The sequence below is a fragment of the Methylobacterium sp. J-118 genome (genome assembly GCF_057836565.1).
The window spans coordinates 4,976,800-5,000,962 of the sequence record NZ_JBYQFA010000001.1; the positions used below are offsets into that span (position 1 = coordinate 4,976,800).

Consider the following 24,163-nt stretch of genomic DNA (forward strand, 5'->3'; position numbering starts at 1 on the left):
CCTCCTGACCATGATGACTGCGCGTCGGCCGTCCACCGCGTCGCCGGCCGCGCGACCGTGACGATCCAGAGCGATACAGATCCGACATGACCGCGTCCTCCGCGATCCCGGACACACCGGCTCGCCCGCGCCGGGGCCGCCGCTGGGGTGCGATCGCGGCGGCCGGCACCGCGGCGGCCGCTTGCTGCACCTGGGCCGCCTGCGGGCTGCTGAACGTCCCCGACCCCGTCACCCTCGCGGCCCTGGCCCTGGTCGAGCCGTCCTCGGTGGGCCCGTGGTTCCCGAGCCGGGTCGTCGAGGCGCCGGCGCAGGCCCGGGACCTGCCGTCCCGGCCGCGCCCGCTCCTCGACCGGGTCCCCTGGAAGGGGCGGACCGTCCCGCTCATGGACGTGCTGGCGGAGACCCACACCAACGCGTTCCTGGTGGTGCAGGACGGGGTCCTGGTCCACGAGTGGCAGCGGCCCGGCACCGGTCCGGCGACGCTGTTCCCGTCCTGGTCGGTGGCGAAGTCCATCGTCTCGCTGCTGGTCGGCGCCGCGGTGGCCCGCGGCCAGCTCGCCGAGACGGACCGCGTCTCCGCCTTGCTGCCGGAGCTGAGGAACGGCGCGGTCTTCGGCCAGATCACCGTGCGCAACCTCCTCGACATGGCGAGCGGGATCGCCGTGCCGGAGAGCTACGATCCCCGGCATCCCCTGACCGGCACCGCCGGGATGTACCTGACGCGGGACATCGAAGCCTTCGTGCGCGACCACGCGCATCTCGCGTTCAAGCCGGGCAGCCAGGGCCGCTACCGCAGCATCGACACCGAGCTGCTCGGCCTGATCCTGGCCCGGACCGAGGGCCGGCCCCTGGCCGACATCCTCTCGGACCGGATCTGGAAGCCGATGGGCGCCCAGGCCGACGCCACCTGGAACCTCGACCGGCCCGGGGGGATGGAGAAGGCGTTCTGCTGCATCAACGCCACCGCCCGGGACTTCGCCCGCCTCGGGCTGCTGGTGGCCGATCAGGGCCGGGCGGGTCAGACCCGCATCATCCCGGCCCGGTGGATCGAGCGGATCCTGACGCCGGCCCGGCGCGCGGTCGACGGCTGGCAATACTCGGCCCAGTGGTGGCACGCCCCCGGCGGCGATGCCGACGACATCTCGGCGATCGGCGTCTACGGCCAGTACGTCTACGTCAACCGCGAGACCGGCACGGTGATCGTGAAGCTCAGCGACCACGGCGCCGAGCAGGACGAGATCGACACCCTGTCGGTGATGCAGGCCATCGCGGCCGATCTCGCCGGGGGCCGCAAGGCGCCCTGAGGGCCCGCGCGGGGCGACGGCCGCGGTCAGGCCCCGGTCGGTCAGGCCCCGGTCGGTCCCGCATCCGTCAGGGACGGGCGCCGGGTGATCTGGTGCAGCCGGGCGAGGGACCGCGCCCGCCAGTTGCGGACGAGCCGCCAGCCGACGCGCTTCCACGCGATGGACGGCACCGGCGAGGCGGGATCGATGAGGGCGCTGAGCGCCCGCGTGTAGTCGAGCACCAAACCCGGGGTCCAGGTCATGGACCGGGCGCCGGTGCGCAGCAGGGCCGCCGCCCAGAATTCCGGGGTGGTCAGCGCCGCCGCGAGCCGGCGCCAGGGGTGGCCGCCGCGGCTGAACGCGCCCTCGACCGCGACGTCGAGGGCCCGGGCCGCCGTGGTCGAGCAGTTGCGGCTGATGAAGTTGTAGGTGGCGTCGCCCCGATACGCCTCCCAGAACACCCGCAGCCGGGGGGCGTCGATGCCGTTCAGGGTGACGGCGACGGTGGGCGGGCACCAATCCGCCACCTCGGCGGCGTGGGAGGGCAGGAAGCGCCCGGCCACGTCGTTCTCGGGCCCGGCGCGCAACGTCGACCGCAGGTTGGTCGGGGAATGGTCGACCTCCACCGCGGGGTAGTGACTGATGTACAGGTCGTCCCCCTGGCCCAGGGCCGCGTGGCCCGTGGAATAGCGGCCGGCCGTGTCGACGGAGGCCACGTAGCGCCGGATCAGCCGCTGACTGGCCGGGGTGGTCGCCTGTCCGGTCGGGGTCCAGACATAGACCGTCAGGCTGCCGGACTCGGTGGCGGCCGGCTCCGGTGCGGCGACGCGCAGGCGCCGCGCCCGGAGGCCGATCAGCGCCAGGTTGGCCCCGCTCAGGATCAGGAACATCCCGATGCAGTAGCCGACCGTCCCGGCATACCAGGTCGGCCACGGCTGGAGGTGGAACAGGCCGAACGCGATGCTGAGCGCGCCCAAGGCCACCGAGATCCGCCAGCCAGCGAATTTCAGCAGACTGGCGATCGCGACCCGGACCAGCCCGTCGACCGTGAAGGCGACGCCGAAGATCATGGCGAGCAGGAAATTGCTGTGCCGCGTGGCCATCAGGATCAGGACGGCCATGATCGTCAGAAGGCCCCCCTGAAGGACGCGCAGCCGGCGCGCGGCCCCGACGGCGGTCGCGCCCAGAGCCAGGGAGATCACGCCGTCGGCCAGGAGGATCAGGCCGAACCACCGGTCCGGGACGTGGATCGCCCCGTCGAGGGAATCGACCACCACGACGATGCCGAGCAGCGCCCAGACGAGGCCGACCGCCAGGATGAGGCGCCAGTGCCGGCCCACCGCGGCCCGTCCCACGAGCAGCAGCCAGAGGGGCGCCATCCGGCCGCCCACCGGATCCGCGTTCCCCGGCTCGGCCAGGGTCGAGAGGGCGCGCGGAAGAGATGTCGTACAGGGTCCGGACATGAACGGTCGCCCTCGAAAGTGCACATCGAAGAGCCTCTCGCACGAACGCGGCCGCACCGAAACGGCGGTGCGACGGATCGGGCGAAGATCGGGCGCTGCGCAAGATTCTCCGGAGGCAACATCCGCGCCTTGACTGAGGACTTCCTTAATCGGACCCCGCATGCACGCCCGCGCCCGCGACCGAGACGCGGATCATCTTAACGATCTCTGAAGATCGGACGCACCGCAGGACCCGGCGCGACGGCGGACCGGCGCCGCCCGTCGCAATTCCGGTCTGCCCGCCGGCCTGCGCACCCGTCTGCCCGCGACCGCCCCGCGGGATCGCCGGACCCGCGGGGCGGGGCTTCAGGTGCATCCAAAATACTATATCGCCGTGCGGACACCGGGGCTCGACGGCCGGTCTGACCGCCGGATGCCGGGTCGGCCTTAGACTGATGGATCGGCAAACGTCCCAACATCTCTACAATAAATACAATTGCCTTCGAAATATTATCCGCATCTTCGATGCTCGAGACGCGTGCGGGCACGAACACGCCGCCCGGCACGCGCTACCGCGCGGCCGAAGCGGTAGCGGCCGCGGCGACACAAACCTATGCGCCATTGCGCCGACGGTCGGGGCCCCGCAGCGAACGGTTGGACCGCGTCTCCGGGACTGATTCGCGCGCCCACAGCCGGTCATCGCATGGGCATTTGAAGTCATCGCGCGGGTGATGCCGCTCAATCCCCGAAGGTGCGCAATAATTGTTGCGACTTCACCGCCGGACAACCTCATGTTTACGCGTCCGAGCAAAATATGTTCAGAGTGTATCCTAAGATAAACCCTAGACATTTCATGCCTTTTTTGTATTGTAAGGCGCCAATTTTGGCATATCCGAAGCAGTTCGACAGGGTACGGATGGGGGAATGCCGATCGCATCGTCGGTCTTCCGTCTCCTGTCGGATCGTTTTGCTTCTTCGCGTAACCGGGGGATTCCATGAACACCATCGATCTGTACGAAAAGACCTCAGATCCGAATACGGACCTGATCAAGTGCACGGCTTCTCTGGTCGCGGCTTATGTCTCTCGGAACGCGGTGGGTGTCGGCGACCTGCCTGTTCTGATCGATCAGGTTCACACGGCCATCTCGGTCCTGCAGAACGGCACTTCGGGCGCCGGCTGGACCGGGCCGAGCGCGGCCCAGATCGAGGCCTCGATCCAGCACGATGGCCTGATCAGCTTCATCGACGGCCGGTCCTACAAGACCCTGAAGCGCCACCTCACCGCCCACGGCCTGACGCCCGAGCGCTACCGGGCCAAGTACGGCCTGCCGGCCGATTACCCGATGGTCGCCCCGGGCTACGCCGCCAAGCGGTCGCAGATCGCCAAGGCGATCCAGCTCGGCCATAAGGCGGCCTGAGAGGCGCGATCGCCTCGCCACCGGCAGCGGCCCGATCCGGCCGCCGCCGGTGCGTCGCATCCGGACGGCGCGCGCGGGACGTTCCGGACTCCGCCTTTCCGAAGTCGGGGCCGCCCGATCGGCCTCGCGGATCGCGGCGGTCGGGTTCAGGCCCGCGCCACAGCCAGGGTTCCGTCGTCCATGGCCACGAAGCGGGCCCCCGCGCGGCGGAGCGCCTCGACGGCGTGGAGACGGGAGCGGCTCCCGCGATGCTCGCTGTCGTCCTCCAGGCGCCGGACCGTGGAGTGCGACAGGCCGCTCGCCTGAGCCAGGTCCATCATCGACCAGTCGAGCAGCGCCCGCGCGGCGCGCAGGTGGTGTCCGGTCACGGATTGCTCCAGACCCGCGCGGAGGGGCACGGGAACCCGCGCGCCGGCGCCGACCGGGTATTTGAGACCGCACCGGCCGAGATAGGTTCCGTCGGGATCCCAGACCGGCATCGTGAGGATCCGGAAGTGCCAGAGCTCCCCGTCGGCGAGGCGCTCATGGGCGGTCCCCTGGTAGACCGTCTGCTGCTCGATATGCTCCTCGGCCATCGTCCGGAAGGCCGCCCGCTCCCCGGGAACGATCAGCAGGAAGGGGTTGATGCAGATCTCCTCGAACGGGACACCGTGGACCTGCGCCATCTCGAAGGGCAGCTCGCGGACACGGTCGAGCCCCATCGAGAAGGTGGCGATGCGCTCGGTCAGGTAGAGCGCCGCCCGGCGCCGCCGCTCCTCGTGGCGCGCATGGGCCAGCTGCTCGCGGTCGCTCACGTCGAGGGCCGTGCCGTTGACGGCGACGGGCCGCCCCTCGGCCGAGAAGCGCATCTCCATCGTCAGCGACAGGGTGCGCTGCGTGCCGTTCGGGCGCAGCACCCGGACGATCGCCTCCCGCGGGACATGACCCTGCCAGACATCGGCGAGCGACGGCATCAGGGGCCGGTCATCCGGATGGACCAGGGAGAGCAGCAGTTCGTAATGCGCCTTCGCGGCATTGGGGACGAGGCCGAGCAGGCGGTAGAAGCCCGGGGACCAGACCTGCTCGCCGCCGGCGAAAACCCAGCTCCAGGCGCCGCTGATGCCCCGACCTTCGGTGATGGTCAGGAACTCTCCGGACGAGAACGTCAGGGCACTGAGAGCGGAATGAAACATACCAGAGAACCCGGTGCATTCGACAGATGATTCTCGCCGGCCTCGAACCGAGCGACAGACGAATCGATGGCGCGGCAAGATTCAGGACGCGCCCGGAACTCGGAACACGTTCGGCACCGGCGAGCATTTCACAGGGTCAACCGCCTCGCAACAGTGGAAACCGGTTGCTGGATCGACGCCAGCGCAGGCCTGAACTTCGGACATGGTTTCCGTGCAGGAGACGGAACCCGTGAACCGCGATCTCCCTCACGCGAGCGGACCCCGGCGCCCGTCCGGCATGAGACGCCGCGGCCGGCATGCGTTCGGATCGGACAAGGGAGGCCCTTACCGCGGCACGCACTAAAGCAGGCTTAAACCGCGCAGTTTCCAACCCATGAAACAGATTCATAAGTCTTGTCGCAATGACATCCGCCCGATGACCATCAATATATTCCGAAACAATTCCACATTGAATATTGAAAATACCTATTCATGACAGGTGTCTTTCGGCAGATGCACACGCGAGACAACATCATCCGGCGCGGATATAAGCACGTGCGCCGCCCGGTTCCCGCCGACGCCCGCACGAGCGCCCCGGGGCGCCGAGCCGGGCCGGACGGTGGGGAGCGGGTCGGCACACCGGGAGGAGCCACATGAAGGTCGCCTGCATCGGCGAGTGCATGGTCGAATTGTCGGAGCGCCCGGACGGGAGCCTCGCCCGCGGCTTCGGCGGCGACACCCTGAACACCGCGCTCTACCTCGCCCGCCTCGGCGTCGCGGTCGATTACGTGACCGCCCTCGGCGACGACGTCTGGAGCGCCGAGATGGCGGCGGCCTGGGCACGCGAGGGCATCGGCCTCGACCGGGTCCGCCGGCTGCCGGGGCGGATGCCGGGCCTCTACATCATCCGCACGGACGAGGCCGGCGAGCGCAGCTTCCATTACTGGCGTGACCGGGCCGCGGCCCGGGACCTGTTCGCCGAACCGGGGGCCGCCGGGACCCGGGCCGCCCTGGCGGCATACGACCTCGTCTACCTCTCCGGCATCAGCCTCTCGCTCTACGGCGAGGCCGGCCGCGCGGCCCTGTCCGAGACCCTGGCGGCCCTGCGCGCCCGGGGCGGACGCGTCGCCTTCGACACCAATTACCGGCCCCGCGGCTGGCCCGACCGGGACATCGCCCAGGCCGCGTTCCGGACGGCCCTGGCGCAGGCCGACCTGATCTTCGCCTCGGCGGAGGATCTGGACTGGCTGTTCGGCGCGGCGGGGGAGGACGCGGTGCTGCGCCACCGCGGCCGGGCCGAGATCGTGCTCAAGGCCTCGGGCGGACCCGAGCCGGTCGCCCGGGTGCTGCACGGGGGATCCGACGTGGCGGTGCCGGCCGGGCCGGTGGCACGGGTGGTCGACACGACCGCCGCGGGCGACAGCTTCGCCGCGGGCTACCTCGCCGCCCGCATCGCCGGGCTGGCCCCGGAGGCGGCCGCGGCCCGGGCGCACCGCCTCGCCGGCGCGGTGATCGGGCATCGCGGCGCCGTGATCCCCCGGGACGCGATGCCGGCCCTCGACCGCGCGTTCTCCGGCGCGGGGGCCTGACGGCGGCGAGCGCGTGCCGCCGCCCGGGGCGGGGCGCCCTTGAGACGGGCAAGCGCAGCCGCTACCTGTGCCATCGGGGGATGGCCCCCGCAGCAGGATCGCCGCGCGTCGAGCGGCCGAGAGGGCAGCCGTGGCGCCGAGTCCCCCGCCGATCCAGGTCCCCGAGCCCGACGCCCCCGCGCCCGGCGGCGGCGCACCCAAGACCCGGGTCAGCACCCGGGGCCGGCTGCGCACCTACTTCCTCACCGGCATCATCGTGGCCGGGCCCCTGGCGATCACCGCCTACATCACGTGGTGGTTCATCGCGCTGATCGATTCCTTCGTGAAGCCGCTGGTGCCGGCGAGCTACCTGCCCGACCATTACCTGCCGTTCTCGATTCCCGGCCTCGGCCTCGTCATCGCGTTCCTGGCGGTGACGCTGCTCGGCTTCCTCACGGCCAACCTCGTCGGCCGCTCGGTGATCGAGTTCGGCGAGGTGCTGCTCGCCCGGACCCCGGTGATCTCCGGCCTCTACAAGGGCCTGCGCCAGATCTTCGAGACCCTGTTCTCGGCCAACGGCACCTCGTTCCGCACCGTCGGGCTGGTGGAGTTCCCCGTGAAGGGGACGTGGTCGGTGGTGTTCGTGTCGGCCCCCGCGGCCCCCGAGGTCGAGGGCCCGCTCCGGGCCCGGGGGGCGGCCGCGGACGAGCTGGTCGGGGTGTTCCTGCCCTGCGCGCCCAACCCGACCACGGGGTTCTTCTTCTACCTGCCCCGGGCCGAGGTGGTGGAGCTCGCCATCAGCGTCGACGACGCGGCCAAGCTGGTGATGTCGGCGGGGGTGATCCAGCCGGAGGATCCGCAGGCCCGGCTCCAGGGCATGGCCGCGTCCCTGCGGGCGGCCCACCAGGCGGGCGGACCGGCACCGCGGCGGGAGCCGCAGGACGCGTGACGGCGGCGGGCCGCCGGCCATGAAAAAGGCCGACCCGCGTATGCGGGCCGGCCCTCCGATGCGTCACGGGGATCGACGGATTCAGCGCTGCAGCGAGGCCGTCTGCGGGGCGATGGTCGGCGGGGTCGCCTGCGCCACCGTCACGGTGCCGCGGTGCGCCGTCGGCATCCAGCCGGTGGCGCATTGCAGGACCAGGGCGAGACCCAGCGCCATGCACAGGCCGTTGGCGGCCATCCAGAAGGGGCGCGCCGCCCGCCGCACGGCGGCCTGCAGATCCTCCGCGGTCCGGCTCGCGGCCTCGGCGGCGCGATCCGTGATCGGCAGCAGCCAGGGCTCGGTCGGCAGGGCTTGGATGCCGGCCATCTCGTTTGAGCCCGGCAGGTTTTGGAACAGTCCGTTCGACATGTTCGTCCTCCAGATTCGTCCGTGATGTCCCGGCTTACCGGGCCATTCGTTCATCTGCAGTTAAGGGAAGATTGTGGCTGTTGCAAGGTCGCGGCCCTTGCCGGCGGCTCGCCCGCGGCTTCGACGGAGGCGGCAAAGCTTCCGCCGGAATCCGATAACGCACTGATCCGCAACGCTTTTTCAGGACGGCTGTGACATCGCTGCATCGGATCACCGATCAGGCGGCACCGGGTGCGGGATCGCACCTGAATGCGGGGCTTTCCTGAACAGGGGGCTTTCCTGAACGGCGCCGGTCACCCGGCCCCGATCAGCCGGATCGCGGCCTCGCGCTCGAACAGGTAGAGCAGCCCCCGCAGGGCCTGCCCTCGGGGGCTCTTCAGGCCTGGATCGCGCTCCACGATCATCCGCGCGTCGTCGCGGGCGGCCTCCAGCAGGGCGCCGTCGCTCTCGATCCGCGCCAGCCGGAACGCCGCCAGCCCCGACTGGCGGGTGCCGAGCACCTCGCCCTCGCCGCGCAGCTTCAGGTCCGCCTCGGCGATCCGGAACCCGTCCTCGCTCGACCGCATCATCTCGAGCCGCGCCCGGGACACCTGCCCGAGGGGCCCCCGGTACAGCAGCAGGCACGAGGATGCCTTCGAGCCGCGCCCGACCCGGCCGCGGAGCTGGTGCAGCTGCGCCAGCCCGAACCGCTCGGCGTGCTCGATCACCATGATGGTGGCCTCGGGCACGTCGACGCCGACCTCCACCACCGTGGTCGAGACCAGAAGCTTGGTCTCCCCGGCGGCGAACCGGGCCATGGCGGCGTCCTTCTCGGGCCCCGGCATCTTGCCGTGGATCAGCCCGACCGCGGCGCCGAAATGCCTCTGCAGGTCGTCGAAACGCTCGGCGGCGGCGGCGAGGTCGATGAACTCGGATTCCTCCACCAGCGGGCAGATCCAGTAGACCCGCTCCCCCCCGGCGATCGCCCGGGCGAGGCCGGCCACGACCTCGTCGATCCGCTCGGTGGGCAGGGTGATCGTGCGGATCGGCTGCCGGCCGGCGGGCTTCTCGTCGAGGACCGAGACGTCCATGTCGCCGAAGAAGGTCAGCGCCAGGGTGCGGGGGATCGGCGTCGCGGTCATCACCAGGAAGTCGACCGCCTCGCCCTTGGCGCCGAGCGCGAGGCGCTGGTGCACGCCGAACCGGTGCTGCTCGTCCACCACCGCGAGGCCGAGATCGCGGAAGGTCACCGCCTCCTGGAACAGGGCGTGGGTGCCGACCAGGATGTCGATCTCCCCCGCGGCGAGGTCGGCGAGCGTGCTCTTGCGCTCGGCGGCCCGGTCGCGGCCGGTCATCAGGCGCAGGCGCAGGGAGCCGGCCAGCGGCTTCAGCCGCTCGAAATGCTGCCGGGCCAGGATCTCGGTGGGCGCCATCAGCGCGCCCTGACGCCCGGCCTCCACCGCCGAGGCCAGGGCGAGCAAAGCCACCGCGGTCTTGCCGGAGCCGACATCGCCCTGGAGCAGGCGCAGCATCCGCCGGGGCGCCGCGAGGTCGGCCCGGATCTCCGCCACCGCCCGGGCCTGGGCGCCGGTCAGCGCGAAGGGGAGGGCGGCCTCGATGCGCCCACTCAAGGCGCCGTCGCCGGCATTGACCCGGCCGGCCTTGCGCCGCTGGCGGGCGCGCAGCAGGGCCAGAGCCAGCTGCGAGGCGAGGAGTTCGTCGTAGGCAAGCCGCTTGCGGGACGGCGTCGCGGGCGGCGGCTGGAGCGGGTCCTCGGCCTTCGGCGGGGCCTCCTCGGGACGGTGCTCGGCGCGCAGCGCGTCCGCGAAGGCCGGAAGACGGTTCTTCTCCAGCCAGGCCGCATCCTGCCATTCCGGCAGGACCGGCAGCCGGTCGAGGGCCGCCACCGCGAGCTTGTTGATCGCCCGGGAGGTCAGCCCCTCGGTGGCGCCATAGACCGGCTCGACGGCGGGGAGCTCGGCCAGGCCCGCCTCGTCGACGATCCGGGACGGGTGGACCATCTGGCGCGTCCCGTCCCAGAGGTCGATCCGGCCGGTGATGTAGCGGTGCGCCCCGAGCGGCAGCATCTTCTCCACCCGGGGGCGGGGCATGCCGAAGAAGACCAGCGTGATGTCGTGGCCGGAGGCATCCTCCACCACCACCCGGTGCGGGCGCCTGCCCGAGCCGATCTGGGCCGGGCGGTGCTCTACCACGGTGACGCCGAGGGTGACCGGCTCGCCCACCGGCGCCTCGCCGACCGAGCCCATGAGCTTCCGCGCCACGCCGCCCTGGGGCAGGTGGAACAGCAGGTCCACGACCCGGGCCTCGCGCTCCGGCGTGCCGAGCAGCTTCTCGATGAGCGGGGCCATCTTGGGGCCGATGCCCGGCAGGGTGCGGGCCGGGGCGAACAGGGGATCGAGGAGGCTCGGGCGGAGCGCGGGCGCGCGGACGGCCTCGCCCCCGGGCGCCTCGGGGTCGTTCGGTGCCGCGTCCCGGGGGGCGGCGTCCTGAAGCGCGCGTGCATCTGTCATGGCGGTACGGCGGACATGGTGCCGGAGGCGCCTTATCATCCGGTGCATCCCGGCGCGCCAGTGCGTCGTGATGGCGACCGACCCCGGAGATCGATCCCATGGCCAGCGACTTCCTGCCGGGCTTCGGCCGGCACCGGATCGAGACCGCGCCGGGGGTGACGATCCACGCCCGCTCGGCCGGCGCCGGGCCACCGGTGCTGCTCCTGCACGGGCACCCGCAGACCCTGTCCACATGGCTCCACGTCGCCCCGCGTCTCGCAGAGCATCGCACCGTGGTGGCGATGGATTTGCGCGGCTACGGCGATTCGTCAAAACCCCCGGGCGGGGCGCGCCACGCCGCCTATGCCAAGCGCGCCATGGCGGCCGACGCGGCGGCGGTGATGCGGGCGCTCGGCCACGAGCGCTTCGCCGTGGTCGGCCACGACCGGGGCGGCCGCGTCGCCCACCGGCTGGCCCTGGACCATAGCGGCGCGGTGGACCGGTTGGCGGTGTTCGACATCGCCCCCACGGCGACCATGTACGCGCGCACCGACAAGGATTTCGCCACGCGCTATTTCTGGTGGTTCTTCTTCATCCAGCCCCATCCCCTGCCGGAGACGCTGATCGGGGCCGATCCGGAATATTTCCTGCGCCACCACGTCGAGGGCCAGTCGAAGACCCCCGGCTCGACCCCGCCCGACCTCTTCGCCGAGTACCTGCGCTGCTATGCCGACCCGGCCTGCCGCCACGCGATCTGCGAGGATTACCGGGCGGCGGCCGGGATCGACCTGGAGCACGACGCCGCCGATGCGGACGCGCGCATCACGGCGCCGCTCCTGGCCCTCTGGGGGGCGAAGGGCGTGGTCGGCCAGACCTACGACGTGCTGGCGACCTGGCGCGAGAAGGCGACCGCTGTCTCCGGCCGGGCGCTCGATTGCGGCCACACCCTCCAGGAGGAGCGGCCGGACGCGGTTGTTTCGGAGCTGGCGGCGTTCCTCGCCTGAGCGGGACGCCGGAGGACCGGGCTGCGGCGCCGTGGCCCCGCGGGCCGGAGCCGGCCGCCCTTGGCAGGCGCGCGAAAAGGCGCAGATAGAGCCCGTCGCCGCGCCGCTCGGGTCCGGTGAGCGGGCCAACCGTGCAGGGAGCCATGTCCGACACGCGCGCAGTTCGATTCGACGTCGCCGTGGTCGGGGCCGGGGCCGCGGGCCTCGCCGCCGCCTTGAGCCTCGCCCGGGAGGGCATCCCGACGGCCCTGGTCGGCCGCCACGCCCCCGTGGCGGACGGGCGCACCGTGGCGCTGCTCGACGGGTCGGTGCGCTTCCTGGAGGCGCTGGGCGCCTGGGCGGCGGTGGCGCCGCTGGCGAGCCCGCTCTGCACCCTGCAGATCATCGACGACACCGGCAGCCTGTTCCGGCCCGCGCCCGTGCGCTTCCAGGCCGCCGAGATCGGCCTCGACGCCTTCGGGTGGAACGTCGAGAGCGCCCGCCTGGTCGAGAGCCTGCGCGCCCGCGCCCGGGCCCAAGCGAACCTCACCCTGGTCGAGGCGGATGTCGCCGGCACCACCCCCGGGGAGGCGGCCGCCCGCATCACCCTGGCGGCGGGCGGCACCGTCGAGGCTCGGCTGGTGGTCGGCGCCGACGGGGGCCGCTCGCCGCTCCGGGCCGCCAGCGGCCTGCGCGTGCGCGACTGGACCTACCCGCAGAGCGCGCTCACCACGATCCTGGCCCATGACCGCCCGCACCGGGACGTCTCCACCGAGTTCCACACCCGCTCCGGCCCGTTCACCCTGGTGCCGCTGCCGGGCGGGCACCGCTCCAGCCTGGTCTGGGTGACCGGGGAGACCGCGGCCCGGCGGCTGGCGGCGCTGGACGACGCGGATCTCGGGCTGGCGGTGGAGCGGCAGGCCCGGTCGATGCTCGGGGCCATGCGGGTCGACGGACCCCGCGGCCTCGTGCCCATGCGCGGGCTCGCGGTGGCGCGCCCGGTGGCGCAGCGGCTGGCCCTGATCGGCGAGGCGGCCCACGTCTTCCCGCCGATCGGCGCGCAGGGGCTCAATCTCGGCCTGCGCGACGCCGCGACCCTGCGCGACGTGGTGCTGGGCGCCGCCCGGGACGCACGGGATCCCGGCTCGCGCCCGGTGCTCGACGGCTACGCCCGTGCCCGCCGCGTCGACACCGCCGCGCGCACCGCCGCGGTGGATCTGCTCAACCGCAGCCTGCTCACCGACCTGCTGCCGGTAGACGTGCTGCGGGGCCTCGGCCTGCTGGCGATGGCGCAGCTCGGGCCGCTGCGGCGGCTGGTGATGCGGGAGGGGGTGCTGCCGCGGCTCGGCGCACCGGAACTGATGCGCGCGGCGCGCTGACCGGGCCGCTCGGCTCCGCGGGCCGGGTCGGAATCCCGCCGGGACTCCGTCAGAATTCCGGCTGGGCGGTCACGTAGGCGCCGAGGCGGGTCGCGAGGTCGACCGGGCCGCCGGCCCGGGGTTCGGCGGAATCGCCGATGAGGATCACCGGGATGCCGCGATCGCGCAGCTGGGCGCGCAGCCTGGCCGCGCGGCGGGCATAGGCGGGATCCCGGCGGGTCGGCGCCTGCAGCAGCACAGCGGCCGGCCGTGCGATCACGGCCAATACGTCGTCGGCCGCCTCCATGGAGGCGGTCACGCTCGCGTAGCCGAGGCTGGCCAGCTCGCCCGAAAGGGAACGGTCCACGGCACGGACGCCGTCGTCGACCACGAGCACTTGTTGCAGCGCACCCATAAGCTTGAGCGGTACTCCATCCGGCACGGATTGGAAAGGTAGCCGTGACCACAATCCTTTGCAGAACCCGCGAGGGGGCGGATCGGATCCGTCGGTCCGTGTGCAGATGCGAGACTACCCACGGCGCCTGAGCGCCGGATGAACCGCGGCCGGGGGGACCGGTACCGTTCAGGCGTTCTCCACGGCCACGGCGGTCCCGCCCGACAGGATCGGGCGATAGCCCGCGCTCCGCCACGTCTCGGCGTCGGTCTCGGGGATCGCGCCGCGGGGCAGCGGCGCGGCCGCGCAGGCCGGACCGCGATAGGTGAGGTTCCCCTCGGCGTCGCGGGCGATGGCCAGGAGGGCCCGGGGCAGGGGCGCACGCTCCGGATAGGCCAGGGTCGCGGCGAGATCGCGCAGGCCGGGGCGCGTGAGCACCGCATCCTCGCGGAAGACCAGGGATTCGAGGCGCGGCGGCGCGCCGGCCTCGGCGCCCGCCCGCAGGCCCAGGTCCACGGGCGCCCGATGCACCACGTTGAGGGTCCGCACGGTCCAGGGCAGGGGCAGGGCGGCGAGGGCGGCCTGGGCCACGGCCGGGACGACGAGCCGGGTCGGCACCGGGCGCAGCAGGGCGGATCCGAAGCCGGCCGCTTCGAAGGGAATCACGGTCTCGAGACCAGCGCCGGCCGTCAGGGCCGCGCCGAGGCCGGTCACCAGGCCGCGCAGGTCGTGGGCGGGCAGGAGCGTCAGGATCCGCTCGTCGGCGGCCAGGGGCAGCACGTCGAGATGCGCGGCGATCGCCGCGGCGAGCGCCGCCGCGGTGCGGTAGACCGGCCGCTCCGGATCGCCGTCCGCGAAGGTCACGAGGCCGCGGCTGGCGACCGGTTCGGCCACGCCGCGTTCCAGCGCCATCGCGTCGAGGCTGATCACGCCGTCCGGCACGCCCGGGCCGAAGGCGGCGAGATAGCGCAGCCTGAACTGGCGGATCGCCACGTGGGTGAGTTCCTCCGCGGGCCGGCGCGCCCCGCGGCGGCCCTCGGTCAGCACGCCCAGGAGGTCGGCGGCCTCGATCCCGGCGGAGAGCTGCGCGGAATCCCAGCCGGCCGGCATCGCGCAGGGCAGATGGCCGGCCGCCTCGACGGCGAGGTGGGCCAGAGCCGCCTCCGCACCGCCGGAGAACCACACTCCGATCCGGCTGCCGGGCGGGAGCCGCCACGCGCCGATCCCGCGGGCGAGCCGGCCGACGATCTCGGAGGCGGCCGCGTAGGTCCAGGTGATCGGCGGGCGCCCGCACCACGCGGCCCGGTCGCCCGAATCACGCAGCGCCGTGCGCTCCGGTGCGGAACGCGCCGCCGCGACCAGGCGGGCGGGCAGGCCGGCGGATCGCGCGGACGCGTCCGGTGCGGCACGGGCCGCCCTCTCCGCCACCGCGAACGCGCTCAACCCACCGCCCCCACCGATACTGCAGATCCGCCGGCATGGTCGGCCGATTACGGTTAACCAACCGCTAAGACCGGAGGGTGACGGCCGGCCGGGCCAAAGGGGCCGGACCGATCACGCCCTCGTGCGAGGTCGCGCTTGCAAGGCCGCGCTTGCGGCCGGGCGGGCGCGGGCCTATCGGGGGGCCGGCCGCGGCCCGGAAGGCCCCGAGAGGCCCGCCAGGCCGCGGTGTCATGCCTTCGCCTCATTCCAGGGGAAAGGCAGGCCGCCCGGTCGCCGGGGCGGGAACTGCGCGCATCCGGGCGCCCGTCCCCCCCGATGGCCGGACCGATTCATCCGGAGTTCCGGGAGGCACGCCACGGCGGCGCGCGCCCGGACGGTCCGGGGGACCTGCCGCCAGGCGGGCTCCGCATCCTGCAAGTTCGCCGCACACCACATCTCGTCCAAGGGGTCAGAGCCGATGTCCTTCACCCGCCCCGCGCCGCACGTGCGCGCCGCCCTCCTCGGTCTCGCGGGCCTCGGCCTCGCGGCCGCTCCGGCGCTGGCGCAGCCGAAGAAGCCCGCCCCGACCGCGCCCGCCCCGACCGCCCCGGCACCGGCCGCGCCGGGCACCCCGGCGGCCAACACCCCGGCGGCCCAGACCGGCCCGCAGATCGTGGCGGTGAAGTCCGAGCCGAGCCAGGCCGACTGGACCAAGGTCTGCGGCAAGGACCAGGGCTCGGGCACCGACATCTGCTACACGACCCGCGACTTCGTGTCCGACCAGGGCCAGCCGGTGCTGGCGGTGGCGGTCTACGAGATGAAGAACGCCGCCCAGAAGCAGGAGGTGCGCGTGGTGCGCTACCTGCTGCCGCTCGGCCTGCTGCTGCAGCCGGGCATCCGCTTCAACGTCGACGGCCAGGCCGGCACGCCCGGCCGCTTCGCGGTCTGCTTCCCGAACGGCTGCTTCGCCGAGGCCGGGGGCGTCGATGCCGGCGTCGTCGCGGCGATGAAGAAGGGCACGACCCTCAACGTCTCGGTCCAGAACCAGACCCAGCGCGAGGTCACCTTCGCGGTGCCGCTGGCCGGCTTCGGCAAGGCCTTCGACGGCCCGGCGATCGACCCGAAGGTCCTGGAGGAGCAGCAGAAGAAGCTCCAGGCGGAGCTGGAGAAGCGCTCCGAGGACATGCGCAAGAAGCTCGAGCAGCAGGGCGGCGCCGCCCCGGCCGCCGGTGCCGCCCCGGCGGCGAAGTAACCGCCGCGCAGCGCGCGACCCGCGGGGGCCGGACCGGGCAGGTCCGGCCCTTTCGCGTTCGCGGCCGCCGATGGGCTAACGGATTCCCATCGGGCCCGGACCGGGCAGGACGATCAGGATCCGGAGGTCGTGGTCGGGCACGTAGTCCCGGGCCTCCCACCGGAACGTGGTGGGTCCGATCCTCCGGACGCCCGTGCGGCAGAAGCTCACGACCGCGTCCGGCGTCCCCTTGTCCACCGTCAGCGTGAAGCGCCCGATCGGCGCGGCCCAGTTGCGCGCGGTGGTCACGATGTAGGGCACCACGAAGGCCCGCAGGTGGCCGCTCGCGTTCGGGGCCCTGCCGTGCAGGCGCCGGATCGCCGCCAGCCCGGCCCCGTCCAGGCAGTAGGTCGCTCGGTAACCGGCGCGGGCGGCTTCCTTGGGATCGAGGAGGTGAAACCCGCTGACCGGGGCGTAGCTGTGGGCGATCCGGACCTCCGTCCCGGGCGGGAAGGTCTGCAACCAGTGGAACTTCGCCTCGCTGCGCCACAGCCCCTCGATCGGCCCATCGTTCGGCGCCTCGGTCGTGCCCGCGCCCTCGGGGAACAGGCCGGCCTTGACCAGCTCAGCCCAGTCCGCCTGGCCGAGGCGCTTCTCGGCGGCGGCGAGGTCGGCGAAGCGCAGGGGGTTGAACGGCAGGCCGTGGCGGCGCAGCAGGTCCGTCACCTCGCGCTCGCCCACGAAGGCGCGCTCCTCCAGCGCCGGCTCGACCGGACGGCCGTCGACCGTCACGGTGAAGCCGACGAAGTTCGCCCGCTCGGGCTGCGGCAGCTTGAGGGCGGACGCGCTGAGCAGGCGGCCATCGATCGGCGGCAGCGGGAACGCGATCCGGACCGTGCGCGATTCATCCACCCGGTTGCGGAAGACGTAGGACACGTCGATCCGGTCGAGGCCGATCGACAGATCCTCGCTGGCGAGGGCGATCCCCGGCTCCGGCACCAGGACCAGCCCGCCGGCATCGAGCTCGGCAGCGCTGTCATTGGCGCGGGCCGGAGCGCAGAGCAGGGCCGCGGCCAGGAGTGTCGCGGCGGCGGATCGGGGCTTGGCGGGCATGGCGGCGAACTCGTCCGACGGCACGGCGGCCGTCGGACCGAGGCTAAAGCGCCGCCCGTGTCGGAAGCTTTACGAGCCCGGTCAGTTCGTGGCGCGGGCGCGCATCCGGTAGGCGCCGGCGGCGTCGCGCACGAACATCTCGGCGATCCCGGCATGGCGCAGGGCCTCGCCCGACGTGTCGGGCAGAAGGTTCTGCTCCGACACGTAGGCGACGTATTCGGTCTCGGCGTTCTCGGCCAGCAGGTGGTAGAAGGGCTGGTCCTTGCGCGGCCGGACCTCCTCGGGGATCGACATCCACCATTCCTCGGTGTTGTCGAAGACCGGGTCGACGTCGAACACGACGCCCCGGAAGGGGTAGATCCGGTGGCGCACCACGGCGCCGATGGCGAATTTGGCGGTTCTCAGGGTTACGTCCGTCATGGTTCAGTCCGTCCTGACGGGACAGATAGGTCCGATGACGGGGCCTGTCACCGGGTGGGCGCGGATCCCCCCGTCCCGGCGGCCTGGGCCAGGCGGTCCCGGACCGCGAGCGCCGCGGGCAGCGGCCGCCACAGGACGCTCATCTCGGCGATCAGCCCGGCCGCATCGAGGCGCCAGACGTCCACGCCGTCGAGCCGGTGCGGGCCGGCCGAGGCCCCGAAATACGCGGCGGCCCGCCCGGGCCCTTCCAGGATCTCGCGGATCTCGAAGGCGTCGATCGTCGCGAGCAGCGCGTCGACCACCGGCCGGATCGCGGCCTTGCCGCGCACGGGCTCGGCGGCGAGCGGCGTGTTGAGCACGACGCCGTCGGCCATCTGCGCCAGCATGCCGTCGGGATCCTTGGCCTGCATGGCGGCCGCGAAGGCGCGGACATGGGTGAGGTTCATCGGAGATCTCCTGCGGGTTGGGGGGTCCGGATGCCGCGTTCGGCGGCGATCGCCCGGGCGGTGGCCTCGCGCCGGGCGGTGAGGTCGGCGGCCCGCGCCCGCGCCTGCGCCACGACGGCCGGCGGGGCTGTCCGGGGGGTGCCGCTGTCGAAGGGCGGCTCGGGGGCGTATTGCATCCCGAGCTGGATGCCCTGCGCGGTCTCCGTGCCGCGCAGTTCGGCGGCGAGGCGCAGCGCCCCGTCGATCCCCGCGGTGACGCCGGCCGCGAACACCCAGGTGCGGTCCTCCGCGTCGCGGTCGATCACCACCCGCGCATCCACCGACTCGGCCCCGAAGAAGGGCAGCAGGTGGACCGCGTTCCAGTAGGTGGTCGCCCGGCGCCCCACCAAGAGGCCGGCCGCCCCCAGCAGGAGGGCGCCGGTGCAGACCGAGAGGATGTGGGAGGCGCCCATTGCCTGCTCCCGGATCCAGCCGAGCACGGCCGGATCGCGCATCAGCGCCTCCTGGCCCTGGCCGCCCGGGACATGGAGCACGTCGAGCCGGGGCGCGGCGTCGAGGGTCGCGTCCGGCAGGATCCGCAGGCCGCGCACGTCGCGCACCGGATCGGGGGTGGCCGCGTAGATCCGGTAGGTGCTGTTCGGGATCCGGGCCAGGATCTCGAACGGGCCGGTGAGGTCGATCTGGTCGAGCCCCTCGAACAGGAGCGAGCCGATCTGCAGGTGGGTGTCGGGCGGGATCATCGGAGCCTCCGGGGTGGACAGGGCGACCCTACCGCGTCACGCTCTGGCCCGAATGACAAAGAGCCCTCGTTTTTCGCCAGATGCGCCGCGGCCCGTCGAGGTGCTGGCCTTCCCGTCGGCGCAGCTCCTCGACGTGGCGGGGCCGCTCCAGGTGTTTGCCACCGCCAACGAGCGCGGCGGCGTGGGCCAACCTTACGCGCCGCGGGTGATCGCGGCGGGCGAGCCGACGCTCACCACCTCGGCGGGCCTGCGGCTGGTGGCCGAGCCGCTGCCCGGCGACGACATGCCGGTCGACACGCTGGTGATCGCGGGCGGCCCCGGAATCCTGGCGGCCTGCGGCGACCCCACCCTGGTGGCCTGGGTCCGGGCGCGGGCCGGACGGGCGCGCCGGGTCGCCTCGGTCTGCACCGGGGCGTTCCTGCTGGGGGCGACCGGGCTCCTCGACGGGCGGCGGGCGGTGACCCATTGGCATCATTGCGGCGAACTGGCCGGGCGCTACCCGCGGGTCCGGGTCGAGCCCGATCCGATCTTCGTGCGCGACGGCCCGGTCTGGTCCTCGGCGGGGGTCACGGCGGGGATCGACCTGGCGCTCGCGCTGGTCGAGGAGGATCTCGGCCGCCCCCTCGCCCTGGCGGTGGCGCGCCACCTCGTGATGTTCCTGAAGCGTCCGGGCGGACAGGCGCAGTTCAGCGCGGCGCTCGCCCTGCAGGCGGGGGAGGAGCGGTTCGGGCGGCTCCACGCCTACATCGCCGACAACCTGTCGGGCGATCTCGCGCTGCCGGCGCTGGCCGCGGCGGCGGGGATGAGCGCACGCAGCCTCAGCCGGCATTATCTCGAGGCGACGGGCCTCACCCCGGCCAAGGCCGTGGAGCGCCTGCGGGTGGAGGCGGCCCGGCGGGCGCTCGCCGAGACCGCGCAGCCGGTGAAGCGCATCGCCCGGACCTGCGGCTTCGGCTCCGAGGAGACGATGCGGCGCAGCTTTCTAAGGCACGTCGCGGCGACGCCGCAGGATTATCGGGCGCGGTTCGGGAGCTAGCGCTTTTCCCCTCCCCTGGCGATCCCGGGCTTGCCCGGGATCGCCAGGAGAGGGGCCAGGGGTGGGGGTGGTGCAGGATCGAGCGTTCCGGTGCCGCCTGCACCACCCCCACCTCCAACTCCTCCCCACAGGGGGGAGGAGAGCGCGTCGGCGCAAATGTGTGCCCCTTGTAGGTTCGGGAGAGAGGGGGTTCACCCCAGCTGATACACCGCCGCCAGTTCCGGATCCTTCGCGGCCACGAGCTTCGCCAGATCCACGATGACCTTGGCCTGCTTCCAGGTGGCGTCGTCCTGCATCTTGCCGTCGAGCATCACCGCCCCGGTGCCGTCCGGCATCGCCGCGACGATCCGGGCCGCGAAGGCGACCTCGGCGGGATCCGGCGCGAAGACCCGCTTGGCGATCGCCACCTGGCTCGGGTGCAGCGTCCAGGCCCCGGCGCAGCCCATCAGGAAGGCGTTGCGGAACTGCGCCTCGCAAGCCGCGCCGTCGGAGAAGTCGCCGAACGGGCCGTAGAACGCCTTGAGGCCGTTGGCCATGCAGGCATCGACCATCTTGGCGATCGTGTAGTGCCAGAGATCCTGCTGCGCGGTGGCCCGGGGGGCGTCGCCCGCGGGATCGCTGAGCACCCGGTAATCCGGATGGCCGCCGCCGACCCGGGTGGTCTTCATGCCGCGCGACGCCGCGAGATCTGCGGGCCCGAGGCTCATCCCGTGCATCCGCGGCGAGGCCGACGCGATGGCATCGACATTGGCCACGCCCTCGGCGGTCTCCAGGATCGCGTGGACCAGGATCGGCTTGGCGATCCCGTGCCGCGCCTCGAGCTGGGCGAGCAGCTGGTCGATGTAGTGGATGTCCCACGGGCCCTCGACCTTGGGCACCATCACCACGTCGAGCTTGGCGCCGACCTCGGCGACGAGGGTGAACAGGTCGTCGAGAATCCAGGGCGAGTTGAGGGCGTTGATCCGGGTCCAGAGGCCGGTGCCGGTGGCGGCGAAGTCGGTGGCCTGGGCCATGGCGACGAAGCCCTTGCGGGCCGCCTCCTTCTGGTCGGCGGGGACCGCGTCCTCCAGGTTGCCCAGAACCACGTCGACGGTCCCGGCGAGCTCCGGCACCCGGGCGCGGACCTTGTCGTTGTGCGGCGGCACGAAGTGGATCATCCGCTCCAGCCGCACCGGCAATTCGCGGAACGGGGCCGGCGCGCCGGTGGCGAGGGGCTGGAAGAAGCGGCGGGGCAGTTTCATCGGGTGCCTCTTGTCAGGGCTGGCGTCCGCCCCCGTTAGAGCCGATCCCGATCGCATTGCAATCGGGCCCGATCCTGGATTCCAAAGGACGAGTCCTTTGGCGGGTGCAGGGCAGAGCCTTGCTGTACGGCTCTTCCACCCCCGAGCGGGGGTGGAAGAGCCGTTCGTCGGGGTTTCACCCCGACACCCCACCAAAGGGCTCGCCCTTTGGGATCCCGTGACCATACCCTAGCCCCGCCGGCCGCCGCGGTCGCTCATCCCGATCCGGCCGAAGAAGTCGCCGCTGCCGGCCACGACCACGAGGCGCCGGACCTCGCCCCGCAGGAAGGCCTGGAGGAAGCGGTTGTAGTCGCGGAACGAGACGCAGCCGTTCGAGGCGCCGGGCTGACGCAGCATGTAGGTGTGGGCGAGCAGGCCGTCGCGGCCATGGACCGCGCCGCTGCCGCCGACCGGGGTGAGGCGGATCGCCCGCACCCCGTGGAACAGGCTCTCGCGCTCGGTCAACGCGTAGGTGCCGGGGGGCGTCGAGCCGCGCATGCGCAGGTGGACGAAGCGCGGGTTGTCCATGGCTTCGCCGAGGCCGGAATGGGCCTCCAGCACCTCGCCGGAGGGCAGCGTCACCGTGCGGGCGCTGATGTCGTAGACCGCCGTGCCGGCCACGGAGTCGGGCGCCGGGCTGATCCGGGTGCGCGGGGCCTCGCGCGGCAGGGCGTCCGGGCTGGCATAGGCCAGGGCCTGGCGGGGTTCCGGACCTGGCGCCGCGGCGCCGACGCCGAACAGCTTCTCGAAGAAGGACGGCTCCTCCGCCATGGCGGCGCGGAACACGTCGCGGGTGCGGGGCAGGGTGCGGGACGCCACCCGGGGGGCGGGGGCGGGACGCCGCAGCTCCGGCGGGCGGGCCACCGGGAGCGGGACGAGGGCGGCCGGCGTCGGCTCGGCCGCGGCGAGCCGCAGCGGGGCCGAGGTCGCCTCGGCGACCGTCGTCCTGGGCGACGCCACCGGGGCCCGCGCGGTCCGGATCTGCGCCGCCCTGACCTGCTCGGCGCCGGCGACCTGCCGTGCGATCTCCCGGATCGCCGGGGACGGCTCGGATGCGGCGATCTGCGTGGCGGCCTGGGTGGCGATCTGCGTGGCGACTTGGAATTCGGTCGGCAGCGCCTCGGTGCCGAAGGCCATCGCCGCACCGGAGCCCAGGGCGGGGCTCGGATCGAGCATCCAGGCGATGTTCGGCTGCGGCGCGGCGTGCGGGGCGGTGGCCAGCGCCAGCCGGAGCGCGGGCGCGGCGAGGGGCGCGCGCTCGTCGGGGGCGGGCGGCCCGGCGAGCATCGCCCAGCCGGACAGACTCACCGCCGTCAGGGCAATCATCGCCGTCAGCCGGGTGCGGCGGCGGGCGCGCCGCATGGCGCTGGGATAGGGGGTGCGGGTGCGGGCGACGGGATCGTAGGCGGTCTCGACATAGACGACCCGCGGGGGCGCCGTCCGCCGGGCGGGCTCCGCCATGGGGTGCGCAGTTCGGGGGTCCGCAGTTCGGGACGACGCAGCCTGGGCCATTCGGGGAACTCGCGCACGCGCTTCCCCGTGGGCAGCCGCCGCCGTTCGCCCGCGGAGGCTTGTTCCGCGCGCGTGGCCTGGGTTGCCCGTCTGGGGAGGACTTCAACCGTCCGCCCCATTAAGCGGCCTTATGGTTAAGTCTTGCTGAAGACGCGCACGCCGCGGCGAATACGCGTTCAGGGCTCCTGTTCGGCGGCCTCCATCGGCCCGTGCCGGCGCGCGACCAGCAGGCAGAGCAGGGCCACCGGCACGCCGATCAGCGACGTGCCGACGAAGAACCAGGGGAAGCCGGTCCGCTCGATGACGAAGCCCGAGACCCCGGCGAGCAGGCTGCCGGGCAGGGCGCAGAGCGAGGTGAGCAGGGCGTACTGGCTTGCCGCATGCGCGGTCGCCGAGAGGCGGGACATGTAGGTGATCAGCACGATCGACGCGAAGGCGTAGGCGAAGCCCTCGATCCCCACGGTGGCCGCGAAGGTCCAGAACGCCGCCCCGCCATGGCCGCCGTGCCAGGCGAGGTAGGCCAGGGCGAGGTGCGACGCGGAGGCCGTGACCGTGCCGACGAGCAGGCTCGCCATCATGCCGATCCGCGGGATGATGGCGCTCGCCAGGAACGTCCCGCCGAGCGCGATCCAGAAGCCGAACAGCTTGGTCACCGTGGCGATGTCGGTGTTGGAGTAGCCCAGCGTCTTGAACAGCGGGATCGCCATGGCGCTCGACACGTAGCCGGGCATCCGGAAGCCCGCCACCAGGGCGAGCACGGGCACGGCCAGCGGCCCGAGCCGGGCCAGGAGGTCGCGGATCGGCGCCCAGACGGTCTCGACGAAGCCGCCCGTCGCCGGCGTCGCCGGGGCGGGGGGCTCGGGGGCGAGCAGGGCCGCGACGGTGCCGGGGGCCATCAGCGCGGCCATGCACAGGTAGGCGGCGCGCCAGCCATAGGCGTCGGACAGGTACAGGGCGCCCGCGCCCGCCGCGAGGTTGCCGATCCGGTAGCCGATCTCCGACCAGGACGACATCAGCGCCTGCTGCGCGGGGGGCGCGGCGGTGATCCGCCAGCCGTCGATGACCACGTCCTGCGTGGCCCCCGCCACCCCGAGGGCCAGGGAGAAGGCCACGGTCCAGGCCAGCCAGTGCGCCGGGTCGCCGAAGGCCACCCCCGCCAGCGCCAGCGCCACCAGGATCTGCGTGGCGACGATCCAGCCGCGGCGGCGCCCGAGCCACCGCCCCAGCAGCGGCGGGTCGTGGCGGTCGAGGAACGGTGCCCAGAGGAACTTGAACTTGTAGGCGATGGTCAATTCGCTCATCAGGCCGATGGTGGCCAGCGGCACCTTCGCCTGGACGAGCCAGGCCGATTGCGTGGCGTAGACGAGCAGGAACGGGATGCCCTGGGCGAAGCCCAGCCCCAGCACCGCCATGACCCGCCGGTCGGTGAACAGGGGCTTCAGGAAGGCGTTGGTGTCGGACTTCACCGGGTCGGGCGCGCCGGTGACCTGCGCCGGGTTTGCCATCCACGCCTCTCCTGAGCT

At 72.9% G+C, this 24,163-nt stretch carries 21 protein-coding genes; 8 read left to right on the forward strand and 13 right to left on the reverse strand.

What is annotated here, in order from left to right:
- Window positions 1-86 precede the first annotated feature (86 nt).
- Window positions 87-1,304 (forward strand): serine hydrolase domain-containing protein, encoded by a 1,218-nt coding sequence (locus AC3IF3_RS24420; protein WP_243967367.1) that lies wholly within the window; start codon window positions 87-89, stop codon window positions 1,302-1,304.
- Between the two features lie 41 nt (window positions 1,305-1,345).
- On the opposite strand, the gene AC3IF3_RS24425 is transcribed toward AC3IF3_RS24420, so the two are convergent.
- Window positions 1,346-2,746 (reverse strand): HdeD family acid-resistance protein, encoded by a 1,401-nt coding sequence (locus AC3IF3_RS24425; RefSeq protein WP_489230624.1) that lies wholly within the window; start codon window positions 2,744-2,746, stop codon window positions 1,346-1,348.
- A gap of 974 nt (window positions 2,747-3,720) precedes the next feature.
- Here AC3IF3_RS24425 and AC3IF3_RS24430 point away from each other — a divergent pair.
- Window positions 3,721-4,143: a Ros/MucR family transcriptional regulator gene (locus tag AC3IF3_RS24430; RefSeq protein ID WP_243967365.1), complete on the forward strand. Its 423-nt coding sequence runs from the start codon at window positions 3,721-3,723 to the stop codon at window positions 4,141-4,143.
- Between the two features lie 146 nt (window positions 4,144-4,289).
- Here the strand turns inward: AC3IF3_RS24430 and AC3IF3_RS24435 are convergent, their stop codons facing one another.
- Complete coding sequence (locus AC3IF3_RS24435; RefSeq protein WP_243967364.1) at window positions 4,290-5,315, reverse strand: PAS domain-containing protein; 1,026 nt, start codon at window positions 5,313-5,315, stop codon at window positions 4,290-4,292.
- A 632-nt stretch (window positions 5,316-5,947) separates the two neighbouring features.
- On the opposite strand from AC3IF3_RS24435, the gene AC3IF3_RS24440 reads away from it, so the two are divergent.
- Window positions 5,948-6,883: a sugar kinase gene (locus tag AC3IF3_RS24440; RefSeq protein ID WP_489230625.1), complete on the forward strand. Its 936-nt coding sequence runs from the start codon at window positions 5,948-5,950 to the stop codon at window positions 6,881-6,883.
- A 130-nt stretch (window positions 6,884-7,013) separates the two neighbouring features.
- The gene (locus AC3IF3_RS24445) at window positions 7,014-7,811 is read left to right on the forward strand and encodes a DUF502 domain-containing protein (protein ID WP_243967362.1); all 798 of its coding nucleotides are present in this window, start codon (window positions 7,014-7,016) and stop codon (window positions 7,809-7,811) included.
- An 81-nt stretch (window positions 7,812-7,892) separates the two neighbouring features.
- On the opposite strand, the gene AC3IF3_RS24450 is transcribed toward AC3IF3_RS24445, so the two are convergent.
- Window positions 7,893-8,216: a hypothetical protein gene (locus AC3IF3_RS24450; RefSeq protein WP_489230626.1), complete on the reverse strand. Its 324-nt coding sequence runs from the start codon at window positions 8,214-8,216 to the stop codon at window positions 7,893-7,895.
- A gap of 293 nt (window positions 8,217-8,509) precedes the next feature.
- Window positions 8,510-10,726 (reverse strand): ATP-dependent DNA helicase RecG, encoded by a 2,217-nt coding sequence (gene recG, locus AC3IF3_RS24455; protein ID WP_489230627.1) that lies wholly within the window; start codon window positions 10,724-10,726, stop codon window positions 8,510-8,512.
- A 98-nt stretch (window positions 10,727-10,824) separates the two neighbouring features.
- On the opposite strand from recG, the gene AC3IF3_RS24460 reads away from it, so the two are divergent.
- Window positions 10,825-11,709 (forward strand): alpha/beta fold hydrolase, encoded by an 885-nt coding sequence (locus AC3IF3_RS24460; protein WP_243967358.1) that lies wholly within the window; start codon window positions 10,825-10,827, stop codon window positions 11,707-11,709.
- Between the two features lie 143 nt (window positions 11,710-11,852).
- On the forward strand, window positions 11,853-13,067 hold the full coding sequence (locus AC3IF3_RS24465) for a UbiH/UbiF family hydroxylase (protein WP_489230628.1): 1,215 nt from the start codon (window positions 11,853-11,855) through the stop codon (window positions 13,065-13,067).
- Window positions 13,068-13,116: 49 nt separating this feature from the next.
- Here the strand turns inward: AC3IF3_RS24465 and AC3IF3_RS24470 are convergent, their stop codons facing one another.
- Both AC3IF3_RS24470 and AC3IF3_RS24475 read right to left on the reverse strand, forming a co-directional pair.
- Window positions 13,117-13,461 carry a hypothetical protein gene (locus AC3IF3_RS24470; RefSeq protein WP_489218633.1) on the reverse strand — a complete coding sequence of 115 codons (345 nt, stop codon included), beginning with the start codon at window positions 13,459-13,461 and terminating at the stop codon, window positions 13,117-13,119.
- A gap of 168 nt (window positions 13,462-13,629) precedes the next feature.
- Window positions 13,630-14,883, reverse strand: coding sequence for an AMP-binding protein (locus tag AC3IF3_RS24475; RefSeq protein WP_489230629.1), 1,254 nt, complete (start codon window positions 14,881-14,883; stop codon window positions 13,630-13,632).
- Between the two features lie 457 nt (window positions 14,884-15,340).
- Between AC3IF3_RS24475 and AC3IF3_RS24480 the strand changes: the two genes are divergently transcribed.
- A complete protein-coding gene (locus AC3IF3_RS24480) occupies window positions 15,341-16,114 on the forward strand; it encodes an invasion associated locus B family protein (RefSeq protein WP_243967354.1) in 774 nt (257 codons plus the stop codon).
- Window positions 16,115-16,189: 75 nt separating this feature from the next.
- On the opposite strand, the gene AC3IF3_RS24485 is transcribed toward AC3IF3_RS24480, so the two are convergent.
- The 4 genes from AC3IF3_RS24485 to AC3IF3_RS24500 are packed head-to-tail and all read right to left on the reverse strand — an operon-like array spanning window position 16,190 to window position 18,812.
- Window positions 16,190-17,230 (reverse strand): DUF4424 domain-containing protein, encoded by a 1,041-nt coding sequence (locus AC3IF3_RS24485; protein ID WP_489230630.1) that lies wholly within the window; start codon window positions 17,228-17,230, stop codon window positions 16,190-16,192.
- Between the two features lie 57 nt (window positions 17,231-17,287).
- Window positions 17,288-17,626 (reverse strand): heat shock protein HspQ, encoded by a 339-nt coding sequence (gene hspQ, locus AC3IF3_RS24490; RefSeq protein WP_243967352.1) that lies wholly within the window; start codon window positions 17,624-17,626, stop codon window positions 17,288-17,290.
- A gap of 47 nt (window positions 17,627-17,673) precedes the next feature.
- Window positions 17,674-18,072: a nuclear transport factor 2 family protein gene (locus AC3IF3_RS24495; RefSeq protein WP_243967351.1), complete on the reverse strand. Its 399-nt coding sequence runs from the start codon at window positions 18,070-18,072 to the stop codon at window positions 17,674-17,676.
- Window positions 18,069-18,812: a DJ-1/PfpI family protein gene (locus AC3IF3_RS24500; RefSeq protein WP_489230631.1), complete on the reverse strand. Its 744-nt coding sequence runs from the start codon at window positions 18,810-18,812 to the stop codon at window positions 18,069-18,071. The genes AC3IF3_RS24495 and AC3IF3_RS24500 overlap by 4 nt, the downstream gene beginning before the upstream one ends.
- Window positions 18,813-18,864: 52 nt before the next feature.
- On the opposite strand from AC3IF3_RS24500, the gene AC3IF3_RS24505 reads away from it, so the two are divergent.
- Entirely contained in the window at window positions 18,865-19,848 is a 984-nt protein-coding gene (locus AC3IF3_RS24505) for a GlxA family transcriptional regulator (protein WP_489230633.1), read from the forward strand.
- A gap of 191 nt (window positions 19,849-20,039) precedes the next feature.
- Here the strand turns inward: AC3IF3_RS24505 and AC3IF3_RS24510 are convergent, their stop codons facing one another.
- The 3 genes from AC3IF3_RS24510 to AC3IF3_RS24520 all read right to left on the reverse strand — a co-directional run bounded on the left by AC3IF3_RS24510 (window position 20,040) and on the right by AC3IF3_RS24520 (window position 24,145).
- Entirely contained in the window at window positions 20,040-21,089 is a 1,050-nt protein-coding gene (locus AC3IF3_RS24510; protein ID WP_243967348.1) for an HpcH/HpaI aldolase/citrate lyase family protein, read from the reverse strand.
- Window positions 21,090-21,317: 228 nt separating this feature from the next.
- Entirely contained in the window at window positions 21,318-22,640 is a 1,323-nt protein-coding gene (locus tag AC3IF3_RS24515; RefSeq protein ID WP_489230634.1) for a DUF2778 domain-containing protein, read from the reverse strand.
- A gap of 176 nt (window positions 22,641-22,816) precedes the next feature.
- Entirely contained in the window at window positions 22,817-24,145 is a 1,329-nt protein-coding gene (locus AC3IF3_RS24520) for an AmpG family muropeptide MFS transporter (protein WP_489230635.1), read from the reverse strand.
- Window positions 24,146-24,163: the final 18 nt, after the last annotated feature.